At 72.2% G+C, this 15,261-nt stretch carries 17 protein-coding genes and 1 pseudogene; 10 read left to right on the forward strand and 8 right to left on the reverse strand.

Features of this window, described 5'->3' with window-relative positions:
* Positions 1-34: 34 nt before the first annotated feature.
* On the reverse strand, positions 35-1,222 hold the full coding sequence (locus ACFV7R_RS37570) for a thiolase family protein (protein WP_385272196.1): 1,188 nt from the start codon (positions 1,220-1,222) through the stop codon (positions 35-37).
* Positions 1,223-1,369: 147 nt separating this feature from the next.
* Here ACFV7R_RS37570 and ACFV7R_RS37575 point away from each other — a divergent pair, with 147 nt between their 5' ends.
* From ACFV7R_RS37575 to ACFV7R_RS37595, 5 genes are read left to right on the forward strand one after another with little or no spacing between them, the layout of a single operon-like run.
* Positions 1,370-2,179, forward strand: coding sequence for an alpha/beta hydrolase (locus ACFV7R_RS37575; protein ID WP_385272199.1), 810 nt, complete (start codon positions 1,370-1,372; stop codon positions 2,177-2,179).
* A gap of 27 nt (positions 2,180-2,206) precedes the next feature.
* Entirely contained in the window at positions 2,207-2,491 is a 285-nt protein-coding gene (locus ACFV7R_RS37580; protein WP_385272202.1) for a WhiB family transcriptional regulator, read from the forward strand.
* Complete coding sequence (locus ACFV7R_RS37585; RefSeq protein WP_129802768.1) at positions 2,488-2,967, forward strand: Dps family protein; 480 nt, start codon at positions 2,488-2,490, stop codon at positions 2,965-2,967. Before ACFV7R_RS37580 ends, ACFV7R_RS37585 begins: the two co-directional genes overlap by 4 nt.
* A 43-nt stretch (positions 2,968-3,010) precedes the next feature.
* Positions 3,011-3,343, forward strand: coding sequence for a DUF3140 domain-containing protein (locus tag ACFV7R_RS37590; RefSeq protein WP_385272236.1), 333 nt, complete (start codon positions 3,011-3,013; stop codon positions 3,341-3,343).
* A complete protein-coding gene (locus tag ACFV7R_RS37595; RefSeq protein ID WP_385272205.1) occupies positions 3,340-3,987 on the forward strand; it encodes an endonuclease in 648 nt (215 codons plus the stop codon). Before ACFV7R_RS37590 ends, ACFV7R_RS37595 begins: the two co-directional genes overlap by 4 nt.
* Positions 3,988-4,039: 52 nt before the next feature.
* Here the strand turns inward: ACFV7R_RS37595 and ACFV7R_RS37600 are convergent, their stop codons facing one another.
* Both ACFV7R_RS37600 and ACFV7R_RS37605 read right to left on the reverse strand, forming a co-directional pair.
* Positions 4,040-5,284 carry an amidohydrolase gene (locus ACFV7R_RS37600; protein ID WP_385272208.1) on the reverse strand — a complete coding sequence of 415 codons (1,245 nt, stop codon included), beginning with the start codon at positions 5,282-5,284 and terminating at the stop codon, positions 4,040-4,042.
* A 99-nt stretch (positions 5,285-5,383) separates the two neighbouring features.
* Positions 5,384-5,527 (reverse strand): hypothetical protein, encoded by a 144-nt coding sequence (locus tag ACFV7R_RS37605; RefSeq protein WP_385272210.1) that lies wholly within the window; start codon positions 5,525-5,527, stop codon positions 5,384-5,386.
* A 121-nt stretch (positions 5,528-5,648) separates the two neighbouring features.
* On the opposite strand from ACFV7R_RS37605, the gene ACFV7R_RS37610 reads away from it, so the two are divergent.
* Positions 5,649-6,932, forward strand: a complete 1,284-nt coding sequence (locus tag ACFV7R_RS37610) for a serine/threonine-protein kinase (RefSeq protein WP_385272213.1) — start codon at positions 5,649-5,651, stop codon at positions 6,930-6,932.
* On the opposite strand, the gene ACFV7R_RS37615 is transcribed toward ACFV7R_RS37610, so the two are convergent.
* The 4 genes from ACFV7R_RS37615 to ACFV7R_RS37630 all read right to left on the reverse strand — a co-directional run bounded on the left by ACFV7R_RS37615 (position 6,899) and on the right by ACFV7R_RS37630 (position 10,968).
* Positions 6,899-7,873 (reverse strand): Dyp-type peroxidase, encoded by a 975-nt coding sequence (locus tag ACFV7R_RS37615; RefSeq protein WP_385272216.1) that lies wholly within the window; start codon positions 7,871-7,873, stop codon positions 6,899-6,901. The two genes, ACFV7R_RS37610 and ACFV7R_RS37615, sit on opposite strands and share 34 nt — an antisense overlap.
* A 188-nt stretch (positions 7,874-8,061) precedes the next feature.
* Positions 8,062-9,360: an SLC13 family permease gene (locus ACFV7R_RS37620; protein WP_385272219.1), complete on the reverse strand. Its 1,299-nt coding sequence runs from the start codon at positions 9,358-9,360 to the stop codon at positions 8,062-8,064.
* Positions 9,361-9,520: 160 nt separating this feature from the next.
* The gene (locus tag ACFV7R_RS37625; RefSeq protein ID WP_385272222.1) at positions 9,521-9,982 is read right to left on the reverse strand and encodes a CBS domain-containing protein; all 462 of its coding nucleotides are present in this window, start codon (positions 9,980-9,982) and stop codon (positions 9,521-9,523) included.
* Positions 9,983-10,095: 113 nt separating this feature from the next.
* On the reverse strand, positions 10,096-10,968 hold the full coding sequence (locus tag ACFV7R_RS37630; protein ID WP_385272224.1) for a Cof-type HAD-IIB family hydrolase: 873 nt from the start codon (positions 10,966-10,968) through the stop codon (positions 10,096-10,098).
* A gap of 177 nt (positions 10,969-11,145) precedes the next feature.
* Here ACFV7R_RS37630 and ACFV7R_RS37635 point away from each other — a divergent pair, with 177 nt between their 5' ends.
* Genes ACFV7R_RS37635 through ACFV7R_RS37650 form a run of 4 tightly spaced genes read left to right on the forward strand, consistent with a single transcriptional unit; the run spans position 11,146 to position 15,101 of the window.
* On the forward strand, positions 11,146-11,958 hold the full coding sequence (locus ACFV7R_RS37635) for an SAM-dependent methyltransferase (protein ID WP_385272227.1): 813 nt from the start codon (positions 11,146-11,148) through the stop codon (positions 11,956-11,958).
* A gap of 40 nt (positions 11,959-11,998) precedes the next feature.
* Positions 11,999-13,402 (forward strand): glutamine synthetase, encoded by a 1,404-nt coding sequence (locus ACFV7R_RS37640; protein WP_385272230.1) that lies wholly within the window; start codon positions 11,999-12,001, stop codon positions 13,400-13,402.
* A gap of 1 nt (position 13,403) precedes the next feature.
* Entirely contained in the window at positions 13,404-14,549 is a 1,146-nt protein-coding gene (locus ACFV7R_RS37645; RefSeq protein WP_385272233.1) for an amidohydrolase family protein, read from the forward strand.
* Positions 14,550-14,573: 24 nt separating this feature from the next.
* Positions 14,574-15,101 (forward strand): NUDIX hydrolase family protein, encoded by a 528-nt coding sequence (locus ACFV7R_RS37650; RefSeq protein WP_385272239.1) that lies wholly within the window; start codon positions 14,574-14,576, stop codon positions 15,099-15,101.
* 66 nt (positions 15,102-15,167) lie between these two features.
* On the opposite strand, the pseudogene ACFV7R_RS37655 reads toward ACFV7R_RS37650, so the two are convergent.
* A pseudogene (locus tag ACFV7R_RS37655) lies at positions 15,168-15,261 on the reverse strand (FMN-dependent NADH-azoreductase); the annotation flags it as partial.

The raw sequence follows: 15,261 nt of genomic DNA on the forward strand, positions 1-15,261 counted from the left end.
TTCGGTACCGACGCTGAACCGGGCGCCTCCGGGCCTAGGCCCGTTCGACGAGCATCGCGCTCCCCTGCCCCACCCCCACGCACATCGTCGCCAGCCCCCGAGCCGCGCCCGTGCGCCGCATCCGGTGCAGCAGCGTCGTGAGAATGCGTGCGCCCGAGCAGCCCAGCGGATGGCCGAGGGCGATCGCGCCGCCGCTCGGGTTGACCAGGTCGGCGTCGATGCCCAGCCGGTCGACGCAGGCGAGGGCCTGGGCCGCGAACGCCTCGTTGAACTCGGCCTCCTCGATGTCCGCGACGCTCCAGTGGGCGCGGGTCAGCGCCTTCTGCGTGGCGGGGACCGGCCCGATGCCCATCACGTCCGGATGGACACCGGCCGAGGCACCGGCGACGTAGCGGCCCAGCGACTCCAGTCCCAGCTCGTCGAGGGCCTCCTCGCTGACCAGGAGCAGTCCGGCGGCGCCGTCGTTCATCGGGGACGCGTTGCCCGCCGTGACGGTGCCGCCCTCGCGGAAGACCGGCTTCAGACGGGAGAGTTTCTCGTACGAGGTGTCCTCGCGGATGCTTTCGTCGCCGTCCACCACCACACCGTCCGGCCGCTCCACCGGCAGGAGTTCGTCGTCGAAGTGGCCGTTCTTGCGGGCCAGGGCGGCGAGCTGGTGGCTGCGCAGCGCGAACTCGTCCTGGCGCTCGCGCGAGATCCCGTACCGCTCGGCGACCTCCTCCGCGGTCTCCCCCATGGACAGCAGGCCGTGCAGGTCCTTCATCGCCGGGTTGACCAGGCGCCAGCCGAGCCGGGTGTCGACGGTCTCGATGCGGTGCGGCAGGGCCTCGTCGGGGCGGGGCAGGACGAAGGGGGCGCGGCTCATCGACTCGGAGCCGCCCGCGAGCACGATGTCGGCCTCGCCGGCGGCGATGGTGCGGGCGGCGGTGGTGACGGCCTCGAGGCCGGAGGCGCACAGCCGGTTGACGGTGGCGCCGGGGACGGACTCGGGGAGGCCGGCGAGCAGGGCGGCCATGCGGGCGACGTTGCGGTTGTCCTCGCCCGCCTGATTGGCGGCGCCCCAGTAGACGTCGTCGATGCGGGCCGGGTCGAGGGCGGGCAGGTCGGCGACGAGTGCGCGGATCACGGTCGCGGCGAGGTCGTCGGGCCGTACCGGGGAGAGGGCTCCGCGCAGCTTGCCGATGGGGGTGCGGCGGGCGGCCGCGAAGTGGACGGGACGCACGACAGGACTCCTGACCGACATCGCTGGGTGAACCGGCCGGATGGCCGGCACCAGCATTAATTAGCGCTGCTAGTTTTTGACTATAGACCGCCGGCCGCCACCCTGGGAAGATCTCCGGGAACCCGCGCCGACCCAGCCGGAGGAGACATGGCCGACGCCCGCGAGCACGTGCTCACCGGAACCCGCGGCGAGATCACCGTCCGCGAGTGGCCCCACCCGGAGCCGCGGTACGTGGCCCTGGTGGCGCACGGCTACGGCGAGCACATCGGCCGGTACGAGGAGCCGGCCGGCGTCCTGGTGCGGCACGGGGCGGCCGTGTTCGGGCCCGATCACATCGGGCACGGGAAGTCGGCGGGTGAGCGCGTGGTGATCGAGGACTTCGAGGACGTCGTCACCGACCTGCACGCCGTGGCCGAGCTGGCCCGCTCCACGCATCCCGTGGCGCCGGTCGTCCTGATCGGGCACTCCATGGGCGGCCTGATCGCCGCCCGCTACGCACAGCGCCATGGCACGGAGCTCGCCGCGCTCGTGCTGTCCGGACCGGTGATCGGCAGCTGGGAGACACCGGGTCGGCTGCTCGCCCACGACGAGATCCCCGAGATCCCGATCAACCCGGCGGCCCTGTCCCGCGATCCGGCCGTCGGCGCGGCCTACGCCGCCGATCCGCTGGTCTGGCACGGGCCGATGAAGCGGCCGACGCTGGAGGCGTTCGCCCGGACCCTGGAGGACGTCGCCGAGGGCGGCGACGTCGGCGGGCTGCCGCTGCTGTGGCTGCACGGCACGGAGGACCGGCTGGTCCCGCTCGCCGGGAGCCGCGTCGGTGTCGAACGGCTGAGCGGCGGCGCGCTGACCGAGCGGATCTTTCCGGGCGCGCGCCACGAGGTCTTCCACGAGACCGACCGGGCCGAGGCGTTCGCCGAGGTGACCCGCTTCGTGGACAGGGTGCTCGCAGTCTGAGACACGCCGCGTTTGCACCGGTTCGCCATGGGCACCCGCCGCCGCATGGAGTGGTTGCGGCGAGCGGCCTGCGTGGGTGAGGACCCCGAACTGTTCTTCCCCGTGGGCACGACGGGACCCGCGCTCCGGGACATCGCGGCCGCCAAACGCGTCTGCGCCCGCTGCGCGGTGATCAGCCAGTGTCTGCGCTACGCACTGAGCACCGGGCAGACCTCCGGAGTGTGGGGCGGGACCGGCGAGCACGAACGCGCCGCGCTGCTCCGTGCACCCAGGACAGCCGGAGACGACATGGGAGGGAGAGACTCACCATGACCGTCGTGAAGAGCACACTGCCCGACGATGCGCGCCGGATCGCCTGCGACGCGCTCCAGGAGACCTTGGTCGACCTGCTCGGGCTGTCACTGACCGGGAAGCAGGCCCACTGGAACATCGTCGGACCACGGTTCCGCTCGATCCACTTCCAGCTCGACGAGGTGGTCTCGGCCGCGCGTGGTTTCGCCGACACGGTGGCGGAGCGCGCCGCGGCGCTCGGCGTCCCGCCGGACGGCCGCCCCGAGACCATCGCCGCTCGCTTCGCGCTGCCGAGCCCCAAGGACGGCTGGCTGCGCGACACGGAGGTCGTCCAGACGATGACGGAGGCGCTGGAGTCGGCGATCGGCCGGCTGCGTCAGCGCATCGAGGTGACGGAGAAGCCGGATCCGGTGACGCAGGACCTGTTCCTCGGCATCACCGCCGAGCTGGAGAAGCAGCGGTGGATGTTCGAGGCGGAGAACTTCCCGCGCGACTGACGGCCCGACCGCACGCTACGCACGGAAGGGACGGTCGATGTCCATGACCGACGCCCTCGAACTCGACGCGCTGTGGGAGGACTTCCACCGCGTGGTGAACATGACCTCGCAGGAGCTGGCCTCCTGGCTGCGGGTCCGCGACGCCGACGAGGACACGGAACCGCTGCCGGATCAGGCCGGCACCCCCACCGGGCAGCATGTGCTCGCGATCCTGCAGAAGCGCCGCACCGACCTCACCGGCGACGACATCCAGGTGATGCGCGACGTGGTGGAGACGGTCAGCGAGCAGGTGGACCTCGAGAACGAGCCCGAACCCGAACAGACGCGCCGACGCCATCAGTTGATGACGCTGGGCCACGACCCGCTGAAGCCATGAGCGACGAGCGGCGGGTCGTAGGGGAACTCGTCGGCGCGCACGGGCGCACGTACGCCGAGGAGGCGGGCATCCGGCTGAAGGACACCCCGCAGCCGCTGTACCGGCTGCTGGTGCTGGCCGTGCTGCTCAGCGCCCGTATCCGCGCCTCGGTCGCCGTCGCGGCGGCGCGCGAACTGCACGAGGCGGGGCTGCGCGATCCCCGGCGCATGGCCGAGGCCGACTGGCAGCAGCGGGTGGACGCGCTGGGCCGGGGCGGCTACCGGCGCTATGACGAGCGCACGGCGACCCAGCTCGGCGACGGCGCGGAGCTGTTGACCCAGCGGTGGGGCGGCGATCTGCGCCGCCTGCGGGAAGAGGCGGACGGCAAGGTTCCCGAACTGCGCCGGCTGCTCCAGGAGATCCCGGGCCTGGGGTCGGCCGGTGCCGACATCTTCCTGCGCGAGGCGCAGCGGGTGTGGCCCGAGGTTGCGCCCTACCTGGACCGCAAGGCCCTGGACGGCGCGGAGCGACTGGGCCTGCCGAAGGATCCGGAGCGTCTGCTGAAGCTCGCCGGCGACACCGAACCGGCTGTGCTGGCCGCCGCGTTGGTGCGGGCGTCGCTGGACAAGGAGGTGGCCGAGGACAGTCTCCGACGCGCCGGATGAACCTGCCCGACTCCACTGGAGCTCCATGGGACCCCGAGCCGGCTCGGTCACCTCACCCGCTGAGCCGGCTCAGCGCTGCCGACACCAGGGTTCGCGTCCCCGGCGCGAGCACCGAGAGGTCGGGGGAGAACAGCGGGCTGTGGTTGCTCGGCACGTTGTCGAGCTTGTCCATCAGGCGCTCGCCCGGCGCGGCGTCCCAGACGTCCGCGGGAGTGGTGGTGACGTACCAGTAGTCGTACGGCACTCCCGCGGGGGCGAGCAGGGAGAAGTCCTCGCTGCCCATCGCCGGGCCGAAGTCGAACACCGTGTGCGCGCCGAACAGTTCGCGGTGCACGGCCGCGATCTCCGTGTCCAGGGCCGCGTCGTTGACCGTGTTGGGATAGCCGCGTCTGACCGTGACCTCGGGCGGCACCGGACAGCCGGCGGCCTCGCACTCGCCGGCCACGGTGCGGCGGACGGCGGCGAGGATGCGCTCGCGCACATGGGTGTCCTGGGTCCGCAGGTTCAGCGCGAGCCGGGCCTCGGCGGGGATGATGTTGGCCTGCGTACCGGCGTGGAACTGCCCCACCGTCAGCACCGCCGACTCCGCCGCAGCGACCTCGCGGGAGACCACCGTCTGCAGCCGCGTGACGATGTACGCGCCGGTCACCACCGGGTCGACGGTCGTCTCGGGGCGCGAGCCGTGGCCGCCGCGGCCGTGCACGACGACGTCGATGTCGTCGGAGGCCGACAGGATCAGGCCCGGGGTGTGCGGATAGAACCCGGCGAGGCCGGGCGCCGCGTGCTGGCCCAACAGCACGTCGGGCCGCGGGAAACGCTCGTGCACCCCGTCCGCGACCATCGCCGCCGCTCCCCCGCCCGACTCCTCCGCGGGCTGCCCGATCACCACGAGCGTGCCCGACCAGCTCTTCCGCCCGGCCGCCAGCGCCTCGGCGGCGCCGACCAGCCAGGTGACATGCAGGTCGTGCCCGCAGGCGTGCATCACACCGTCGACGCGGGAGGCGTGGTCGAGGCCCGTCGCCTCCCGCACCGGCAGCGCGTCCATGTCGCCGCGCAGCCACACGACCGGCCCGTCCCCGTTGGCCAGCACCCCCACCACGCCGGTACGGCCGACCCCTTCGGTCACCTCGAATCCCGCCGCACGCAGCCGCCCGGCGAGCCTGGCGGCGGTCCGGTGCTCCTGGAAGGACAGCTCGGGGTGACGGTGCAGATCCCGGTAGAAGTCGGTCAGGTCGTCGGACTTCAGCCCGGCGGTGAGTTCCCGGGTGAGACGGGCCACGGCGGCCGGTTCGCTCATGCTGCTTCCCTCTCCTCGGACATCGGCGCACCCAGGACCGGCGGCGCGCGCAGAGCGGGTGGGACCCGCGCCAGTCATCCTGCACCGCGCCCGGCGCGTTCACTCCTCCGCGAGGGCCGCCTCGTACGCGGCCAGGGTGTCGATGAACATCTTCCGCTGCTCGAACCGATGCCGTCGACGCCGTGCCCTGCTGCCTGCCGCTGACCGAGCGGCGCCCGGCAGTCCTGACCGACCGGTGATCATCGGCACGGTCCGCGACCGGTACGCTGTGGCAGCTGCGGCATCCCCCACCATCAACCGCGCCCGTGCGGTCAGTTGCGGCCTGCGGCGTCGAGACGTCACACAGCATGAGGATGAAACACAGGTGCTCATAGCGGGCCGGTACCGGCTGCACGATCCGATCGGGCGCGGCGCGATGGGAGAGGTCTGGCGTGCGTACGACGAGACGCTCGGCAGACCGGTCGCCGTCAAGCTGCTGCTGCCCCAGGACTCCGACCCCACGGCCGCTTCCCGCTTCCGCATGGAGGCGCAGACCGCCGGACAGCTCCATCACCCGTACGTGGTGGGCGTTCTGGACTTCGGCACGCACGACGACCGGCTGTTCCTCGTGATGGAGCTGGTCGACGGCGACAGCCTGGCCCGGATGCTCGCCGACGCCGGGCCGCAGCCCGCCGACCGGGTGGCCCGCATCGCCGCGCAGGCGGCCGCCGGGCTCGCCGCCGCCCACCAGCAGGGCATCGTCCACCGGGACATCAAGCCGGCCAATCTGCTCCTCGACGCCGACGGCACCCTGAAGATCGGCGACTTCGGCATCGCCCGCTTCCTCGACGACCCGGCGGCCGCGCTCACCGCCACGGGACAGATCGTCGGCACCAGCCTCTACCTCGCACCGGAACGCGCGCTGGGGCAGCCCGCGGGTCCGGCGAGTGACGTGTACTCCCTGGGCTGTGTGCTCTACCAGCTGCTCACCGGGCGCCCGCCGTTCCAGGCCGACACGGCGATCGCCATCCTGCACCAGCACCTCGACGCCACCCCGACACCGCCGCAGCAACTCGGCGCCGACCTCCCGCCCGCCTTCGAGAGCTATCTGCTGGGCCTGCTGGCCAAGCAGCCCGAGCACCGGCCGGGTGCGGCACAGGTCGCCGACTGGTTCACCTCGGGCGCCTGGCAGGGCCGTCCCGAGCCGCTGCCCGCGGCCTCGCCGGCACCGGCGCCCGCGCACCGGCCCCCGAGCACGGAGACCGGCCCGGCGACGACGTACCTACTGCCGTCCTCCTCCCGGCACACGGCCCGGACCCACCCGACACGACGCCGGAGCCGGCCGGGTGTCCGTGAGACGCTCACGCGGCGGCCCCGGGTGGCAGCGATCGCCGGCGCGGTGGCGCTCTTCGTGGCGGCGATGCTGGCGGGCATGGTGTGGTTCTCACCCGACAACAGTTCGGCGGAGGGTTCCGGCACGGACGTCACCGGCACCACCGGTCCCACCTCCACGGAGGCCACGCCGCCCCCCGCCGTGGCCGTGCAGCCCTCGCCGACTCCCACGCCCGAGGAGACCGGCGGCGAGGAACGGCAGGACGCCACGGAGGACAAGGAGGACAAGAAGGAGCGCAGACCTCACTCCGACGACGAGGAGAGGGAGGACGACTGACCCCCGTCCCCCGGTACGGCGCGCAGGAAGTCGGCCGACGGGACGAAGAACCGGGTTCCGGTGACCGCCCGGGAGTAGTCCAGCAGCGGATCGGGCCCCGAGGTCGGCGTGCCGAGGAACATCCGCTCCAGCATCGTGTCCGTCACCCGGGGATCACGGGCGTAGGCGATGAAGTACGTGCCGAACTCGCCGTGTCCCGGCCGGCCGAACGGCATCGCGGCGCGCAGGATCCGCTGCTCGGTTCCGTCCGGGCCGATGACGGTGTTGACGTCCTTGTGGGAACCGGGCGCGTCGAGTTCGACGTTGGTCGCCTTGGTGCGGCCGATCACCTTCTCCTGGGTCTCGACCGGCAGCCGCTCCCAGGCGTCCACGTCGTGCAGGTACTTCTGCACGACCGCGTAGGAGCCGCCGCGGAAGTCCGGGTCCTCGTCGCCGACCAGCGCCGCGTCGGCGGCCTCGTGCCCGACCGGGTTCTCGGTGCCGTCGACGAAGCCGAGGAGGTTGCGCGCGTCGTAGTAGGCGAAGGCATGGACCTCGTCCTGGACCGTGGCCGACCCGCGCAGCCCCTTCATGATCTCGGCGGTCAGCGCGAAGCACAGGTCCGGCCGGTTCGCCCTGATGTGGAACAGCAGGTCTCCCGGCGTGGACACCGCGTGGTGCCGTGGCCCGGCCAGCTCGCGGAACGGCTCGAGCGCGGCGGGCCGGGGAGCACCGAACAGCCGGTCCCAGGCCCGGGCCCCCACCCCGGCAACGCAGGAGAGCCCTCCGTCGGGATGCGGGAAGCCGAGGGCCCGCTCCTGTCCGGCGAGCCCTGCCAGCAGCTCCCGCGCCACGGTCTCCCCGCCCGGTTCGACGGTGACGACCAGGAAGACCGCGGCGCTGGTCAACGGGCCGAGCAGCGGCTGCGGCCGGCCATCGGCTGACGGAACCGGCGACGACATGGCTCCCCCCTCAACGACGTACCACGGCCCGAGCGGCCGATGGAGCACCAGTCACCATGCCCAGTCGAACACCCGGTGACACCGGGCCGGGCCTTGGTCGCCCGACTTCTCAGAAAGCGGGCAAATCTGACGACTCATCAGGAAGTTCCGCCGCAACGGAGCGGGACGCATGACTGCGCAGCCGCGGGTCAGGACAGGGCGAAGTACCGCAACCACACATACCCCATGGCCAGGGACACGGTGACCGCGGTGACGACCAGGCCGTACCGGGTGAACTGCCAGAAGGAGATGGGCTGGCGGTTGCGTTCGGCGATGCCCAGGACGACGACGTTCGCCGAGGCGCCGATCGCGGTGGCGTTGCCGCCGAGGTCGGCGCCGAGGGCCAGGGCCCACCACATGACGTGGTCCTGGGCACCGCCCATGTTCTCCACCAGCTCGGCGGTGACCGGGGCCATCGTGGCGACGTACGGGATGTTGTCGACGACGCCCGACAGGACCGCGGACGCGCTCAGCATGATCATGGAGCCACCGAGCTCGTGCGTCCCGATCGCGTCGGCCAGCGCCCGGGACACCTCGTCGACGACACCGGTGTCGATCAGCCCGCCGATCATGATGAACAGCCCGGCGAAGAAGGCGAGCGTCGGCCACTCGACCTCGCCGAGCACCTCACCCGCCTCGGCCGTGGAGACGGCGATGAGCAGGCCCGCGCCGAGCAGCGCGACGATGCTGGGCTCGTAGTGCAGTACCGGATGGAGGACGAACCCGGCCACGACCAGCGCCAGCACCACCAGCCCCTGCACCAGCAGACGCGGGTCCCGGATGGCCTCCCGCTCCTCCAGCGCCATGATCTCGGCGGCGCGTTCCTCGTCGTACACGAAGCTCCTGCGGAACATCACCCGGCACAGCAGCAACAGCACGACGATCAGCACCGCCGAGACGGGGGCGAGGTGGATGATGAAGTCGTTGAAGGTCAGCCCGGCCCGGCTGGCGATGATGATGTTGGGCGGGTCGCCGACCAGGGTGGCGGTGCCGCCGATGTTGGACGCGAAGACCTCGGCCATCAGGTAGGGCGCGGCGGGCAGCGCGAGGCGTTCGCAGACCAGCAGCGTGACAGGGGCGATCAGCAGGACGGTGGTCACGTTGTCCAGCAACGCGGAGGCCACCGCCGTGATCACGACGAGCATGGCCATCACCCGGTAGGGACGGGCCCTCGCCCGTTTCACCGCCCAGATCGCCAGGAACTCGAACATGCCCGTCTTCCGGAGCACGCCGACGATCATCATCATGCCCATGAGCAGGAAGATGACGTTCCAGTCGATGCCGGCGTCCTCCGAGTAGAACGCCGTGATGTCGTCGGTGGCGCCGATCGCGAGCATCAGTCCCGCGCCGCCCAGTGCGACGGCGACGCGGTGGATCTTCTCGCTGACGATCAGGGCGTACGCGCCGACGAAGACGACGACCGCCGCCCAGCTGTGCCAGTCGTTCACGGTGCTCCCGATCGGACGTCACAAGACAGGATGATCCCGTTCACCGACCAGACTTCCCGGCACACCGGTCGGAACCCTACCGGCCCATGACGCATCCTTGACGGCGTGCACCGCGCGGCCACCGGCCCAGAACGCTGCCGGCCCCCGGCGGCCCCGCAGGTCACGTCGCCGCGGCGAGCAGGCGTTCCAGCAGGTGGGAGGCGGTGATCACGCCGAGCAGCCGACCGCCCGGCGCCTCCTTGTCGACGACGGCCACCAGCGGGCTGCGGATCTGGGCCATCTGGGCGGCGACCTCCAGCGCGGTGTCGTCCGGCGCGGCGACGGCGGGGGGCGGCGCCGAGAACGACAGGCAGTCGCGCACCGTGCGGCCCTTCAGCGCCTCGCACAGCCGGTCGGCGTGCCGCTCGTCGACGACGGCGGCCAGTGTGGGGTCCTCCACGACGTAGCCGGGGACCAGGATCTTGATCATCTGGGAGGCGGGCAGAATCGCCTTCGGTGCGCCCCGCTCGTCCAGCACCAGCATCGCCGGCAACCGGTGCTCGGCCATCAGCCGTGCGGCGTCCAGGGCGTCGCTGTCGAGGCCGACCGTCTCGTACTCCACCGCCAGGTCACGCGCGCGCACGTATCGCTCCCGTCTCGCTCCCGACGTATCGGCGTCCGCCGCCTCCGCCCCGGGCCGGAAACGGTCGGTCGCACCTGCGACGATACCGCCGGTGCGGTCCGGAAGCGGCGGCCTCAGCCCTCCGTGCCGGGCAGTCCCAGCAGGCGCGAGACGGTGCGCAGCACGCCGTTGTCGTTGTTGGACGGAGCCAGGTGGCGGGCGCGCCGTATGACGTCCGGGTGGGCGTTGGCCATGGCGAAGGACCACTCGGCGGTGTCGAGCATCTCCAGGTCGTTGAGGTAGTCGCCGAAGACCAGGGTCTGCGCGGGGGTGATGCCGAGTTCGCGCTGGAGCCGGCGCACGGCGGCGCCCTTGTTGGCGGTGGGATTCATGATGTCGACCCAGTGTTCACCGGAGACGACGACCTGATGGGTGGCGGTGAAGCGGTGCAGGGCCGGTGCCGTGGTGCGTTCGACGGGGCCGAAGTCGTAGAGGGCGACCTTGAGGATGTCGTCGTCGACGGCGGTGACGTCCTCGACGGTCCGGTGTTCGACGTAGTACCTGCGCACCTCGGCGAGGAAGGCCGCGTCGGTCCGCTCCACGTACGCGGACCGCTTGCCGCAGACGACGGCTCCCACGTCGACACCGTCGGCCGCGAGCCGCCGTACCGCCTCGACGACCTCGGTGACGACGGCGCTCTGAAGCGGGTCGGAGCTCAGCTCCACGCCGTCGCGCACGACGTAGGTGCCGTTCTCCGCTATGAACACCATCCCCTGCGCCGCCGGGGCGAACTCCCGTGCCAGCGTGGCGTACTGACGGCCGCTCGCGGGGCTGAACAGCACTCCGCGCTCGCGCAGCCGGTCCAGGACCTCCCACAGTCCGGCCGGGGCCCGCTTGTCGTCGTCCAGCAGCGTGCCGTCCATGTCGGTGACGACCAGCCTGATGTCGGCGGGAGCGGCGGCCGGGGCGTCGGACGCGGTGGGCAGGGGCGAGTGGGAGTAGGGCATGTCCTGTTTCCTGGAGCGCGCGGTCGCGCCTGTTGTCGTTCCGGGTGCGGCTGTCCACCCTAACCGGGGGCGTCCCCCGGCCCCCCTGATGTCCCGCTGCCCCGATTCCCGGGACACGCTGATCATGAGCGCGGCACAATGGCGGCGACGGCGGTTCGGTCGAGGAGAGGACGAGACGTGAGCGAGGCCCCCACCCCGGCGGAGGGTACGGCACGGCTGAACACCGCTGTGGCGCACAACGCGCGGGTCTGGAACTACTGGATCGGCGGCAAGGACAACTACGAGGTCGACCACCGGGTCGGTGACCACGTCGCGTCGATGTTCCCGCTGATCCGGGACATCGCCCGAGCGGACCGCGAGTTCCTGGGCCGGGCGGTGCGGTTCCTGGCCGAGGAGCGCGGGGTCCGGCAGTTCCTGGACATCGGCACCGGGCTGCCCACGGCGGACAACACCCACGAGATCGCCCAGCGGATCGCCCCTGAGTCACGGATCGTGTACGTCGACAACGACCCCATCGTGCTGATCCACGCCCGCACGCTGCTGACCGGTATGCCTCAGGGCGTCACCGACTACATCGACGCGGACGTGCACGACCCCGACACCATCCTCGAACGGGCCGGGGGCACACTGGACTTCACGCGTCCCGTCGCGGTCATGATGCTGGGCATCCTCAACTTCGTCCTGGACACCGACAAGGCGCGGGACATCGCGCGCCGCGTCATGGCCGCGGTCCCCTCCGGCAGCTTCCTGGTCCTGACGCACCCCACCCACGAGGCCGAACTGGGCGGCGAGGGCCAGATCCCGGCCATGAAGTTCTGGAACGAGAACGCCACCCCGCCGATCACCGCCCGCAGCCGCGCCGAGATCGCCTCCTTCTTCGACGGTCTCGAGCTGGTCGAACCGGGGCTCGTGTCGTGCGCGCAGTGGCGATCCGATCTCCACGCCCCCGTCGTGGTACCGCAGTTCGGCGCGGTGGCCGTGAAACCCTGACCCGGGCCCGCACCCCCGCCGAGGCAGCCCTGGAGGACGTATGACCACCCCTGCCGACCCCGTCCCGGGCGGGCGTCCCGGCGACGTCGAGCAGGCCACCGCGCTGAGCGGCGAACTGTCCGGGCGGGGCGTGTACGGGATCGTCCTGGCTTACGTCGACACCGCGGGCATCACCCGTGTGAAGACGATCCCGACGGCCAGGCTCGCCGCGGCCGCGGCCTGGGGCGTCGGTATGTCGCCGGTGTTCGACACGTTCCTGGCGAACGACTCCATCGTCACCACCGACGTGCTCGGCTCCCCCGACGGCGATCTGCGTCTCTATCCCGACCTGGACCGGCTCACCGTGCTCGCCGGGCAGCCCGGCTGGGCGTGGGCCCCGGTGGACCGGATCACGCAGGACGGCGAGCCGCACCCGGCCTGCAGCCGCACGTTCCTGCGCCGGGTCGTCGCCGAGGCGGCGCGGCAGCACGGCATCACCTTCCGGGCAGCCGTCGAGATCGAGTGGGCGGTGGGGCTGGGTTCGGCACCCGACGGGGAATTCGTCCCGGCGGTGTCGGGGCCGGCGTACGGCGCCACCCGGCAGATCGAGTTGAGCGACTGCACCGCCGATCTGCTGGCGGCCTGTGCGGCGCAGGGCGTGGACGTCGACCAGGTCCATCCCGAGTACGCGGCCGGGCAGTTCGAGATCTCGGTGGGTGCACTGGACCCGGTGGCGGCGGCCGACCGCAGCCTGCTGGTACGGCAGACCATCCGCGCGGTGGCCCGGCGGCACGGGCTGCGGGTCTCCTTCGCCCCGGCGGTGTCCGCCGAAGGCGTCGGCAACGGCGGCCACCTCCACCTCTCCGCCTGGCGCGACGGCGTCAACCTGCACTCCGGCGGTGACCGCCGGTACGGCATGACGGCCGACGCCGAGTCCTTCGCGGCCGGGATCCTGGCCCACCTGCCGGGCCTCACGGCGGTGACGGCGCCCAGCCCGGCGAGCTGTCTGCGGCTCAAGCCGTCCCAGTGGGCCGGGGTGTTCACCGCCTGGGGCCGGGAGACCCGGGAGACCGCGGTGCGGGTCATCACGGGCACCGCGGGGCTGCGCGACCAGGCGGCCAACCTGGAGGTGAAGCCCGTCGACCTGGCCGCCAACCCCTATCTGGCGCTCGGCTGCGTCATCGCCGCCGGGCTGGACGGCCTGTCCACGTCCGCGGCGCTGCCCGAGGAGACCACCGGGGATCCGGCCCGGCTCGACGCCGAGGAGGCGGCGGCCCGGGGGGTGCGCCGGCTGCCGGTGTCGCTGGACGAGGCCGTCGCGGAGTTCACCGGGGACGAGCGGCTGCGGGCCGCGCTGGGTCCGGTCCTGGCCGATGCGGTGACCGCCGTACGACTCGGGGAGATCGCCTCCGTCGCCGGACTGGACGACGCCGGGGTGGCAGCGGCGTACCGCTGGGTGTACTGACATGAGCGGCACCGGCCCCATCGAGGAGCAACTCGCCGCGCTGCCCCTGGTGGACCACCACTGCCACGGCGTGGTCACCGGGGATGTGACCGTGCGGCGCTTCGAGTCGCTGATCACCGAGGGCGAGGTGTGGCCGGGCATGTCCCCCTTCGACAGTCCCGTCGGCGTCGCCGTCCGCCGCCACTGCGCACCCCTGCTCGACCTGCCGCGGCACGCTCCCGCCGAGGACTACCTGGCCCGCCGGACCGAGCTCGGCGCGGCGGAGGTGAACCGACGGTTCCTGTCCGCGGCGGGGACGGAGGTGTTCTGCGTCGACACCGGGTACGCCCCGGACGGCCTCACCACGCCGGGGGAGCTGGCCGGGGCCGCCGGTGGCGGCGCCGTCGCGCATGAGGTCGTACGGCTGGAGAGCGTCGCCGAGGCGGTCGCGGTGGCGGGCGTCGAGCCGGACGAGTACGCCGAGACGTTCCGGGCGGCCGTGTGGGAGGCGGTGGGGCGGCCGGGCGTGGTGGCGGTGAAGTCGGTGGCCGCGTACCGCACGGGCTTCGACCTGGACCCGGCGCGGCCCACGGCCGAGGAGGTCACCGAGGCGGCCCGGCGCTGGTCGACGACAGGGGGTGGGCGACTGGACGACCCCGTCCTCGTACGGCACCTGCTGTGGACGGCCGTCGAGCTCGGCCTCCCCCTCCAGCTGCACACCGGTTTCGGGGACAACGACATCCGGCTGCACCGCGCGGACCCCACCCACCTGACCGACTGGCTCCACCTGACCGCCGGCACGGTCCCGGTCCTGCTCCTGCACTGCTGGCCGTACCAGCGCCAGGCCACCTACCTTTCGGCCGTGTTCGAGCAGGTGTACCTCGACGTCGGCCTCACCCTGCACTACGTCGGTCCCGGCCGGGCCCGGGCAGTCCTGGCCGAGGCGATGGAGATCACCCCGTTCCGCAAACTGCTGTACAGCTCCGACGCCTACGGTGTGGCCGAGTTCTTCCCGCTGGGGGCGCTGGCCTTCCGGCAGGGGCTCGCCGGACTGCTGCGGGAACGGGTGGACGCCGACGAGCTGAGCCTGCCCGACGCACTGCGGATCGCACAGTGGGCGGGGCGGGACAACGCCCTCCGGGTCTACCGGTTTTCCGACGACACCTGAAAGTATGATCAAGCAATGTCTGACATGACCGAAACCACGCCCGGTTGGCTGACGACCGACGAACTCGAGATGGCGCGCGCCCGCATGCCGATCCTGTACGTCGAGGCGGTGCCCGTGCGCGTCGACGACAGCGGTGAAGTCACCAGCATCGGCCTGCTGCTGCGCATCGGACCGGACGGAACGGTCAGCCGCACCCTGGTCTCCGGCCGGGTGCTGCACCACGAGCGTGTCCGCGACGCCCTGCTGCGCCACCTGGAGAAGGACCTCGGCCCCGTGGCACTCCCCCGGGTCCCGGCCTCCCTGCAGCCGTTCACGGTCGCCGAGTACTTCCCGACCCAGGGCATCACGCCGTACCACGACCCGCGTCAGCATGCCGTGTCCCTCGCCTACGTGGTCCCGGTGACCGGCGACTGCCGTCCGCGTCAGGACGCCCTGGACCTGGTCTGGTTCAGCCCCCAGGAGGCGGCCTCCCCGGCGGTGCAGAGCGAGATGCCGGGCGGTCACGGCGTACTCCTCAAGCAGGCACTCGCCCACGTCGGTCTCGCGTTCTGAACGACGCCCGGGACACCCGCAGCGACACCGCGCGGGCTCCGGGCGCCGTCACCAGACCGTTCGGCCTTACGCGGCGAGGCGTTCGGCGAGCGCCTTCGCCTTGGTGGCCGCCTCCTGCAGGGCGCGCTCGCGGGAGGCCTCGAAGAGCGGCACCAGCTCG

This window comes from Streptomyces sp. NPDC059866 (genome assembly GCF_042731325.1).
Taxonomy (GTDB): Bacteria; Actinomycetota; Actinomycetes; order Streptomycetales; family Streptomycetaceae; genus Streptomyces; species Streptomyces flavusporus.

Excerpts from the sequence above, each read along its gene's own strand:
- ACFV7R_RS37575 (WP_385272199.1), top strand. The coding sequence starts at position 1,370 with ATGGCCGACGCCCGCGAGCACGTGCTCACCGGAACCCGCGGCGAGATC.
- ACFV7R_RS37580 (WP_385272202.1), top strand. The coding sequence starts at position 2,207 with ATGGGCACCCGCCGCCGCATGGAGTGGTTGCGGCGAGCGGCCTGCGTG.
- ACFV7R_RS37585 (WP_129802768.1), top strand. The coding sequence starts at position 2,488 with ATGACCGTCGTGAAGAGCACACTGCCCGACGATGCGCGCCGGATCGCC.
- ACFV7R_RS37590 (WP_385272236.1), top strand. The coding sequence starts at position 3,011 with ATGACCGACGCCCTCGAACTCGACGCGCTGTGGGAGGACTTCCACCGC.
- ACFV7R_RS37595 (WP_385272205.1), top strand. The coding sequence starts at position 3,340 with ATGAGCGACGAGCGGCGGGTCGTAGGGGAACTCGTCGGCGCGCACGGG.
- ACFV7R_RS37600 (WP_385272208.1), bottom strand. The coding sequence starts at position 5,284 with ATGAGCGAACCGGCCGCCGTGGCCCGTCTCACCCGGGAACTCACCGCC.
- ACFV7R_RS37605 (WP_385272210.1), bottom strand. The coding sequence starts at position 5,527 with ATGATCACCGGTCGGTCAGGACTGCCGGGCGCCGCTCGGTCAGCGGCA.
- ACFV7R_RS37615 (WP_385272216.1), bottom strand. The coding sequence starts at position 7,873 with ATGTCGTCGCCGGTTCCGTCAGCCGATGGCCGGCCGCAGCCGCTGCTC.
- ACFV7R_RS37630 (WP_385272224.1), bottom strand. The coding sequence starts at position 10,968 with ATGCCCTACTCCCACTCGCCCCTGCCCACCGCGTCCGACGCCCCGGCC.
- ACFV7R_RS37640 (WP_385272230.1), top strand. The coding sequence starts at position 11,999 with ATGACCACCCCTGCCGACCCCGTCCCGGGCGGGCGTCCCGGCGACGTC.
- ACFV7R_RS37645 (WP_385272233.1), top strand. The coding sequence starts at position 13,404 with ATGAGCGGCACCGGCCCCATCGAGGAGCAACTCGCCGCGCTGCCCCTG.
- ACFV7R_RS37650 (WP_385272239.1), top strand. The coding sequence starts at position 14,574 with ATGACCGAAACCACGCCCGGTTGGCTGACGACCGACGAACTCGAGATG.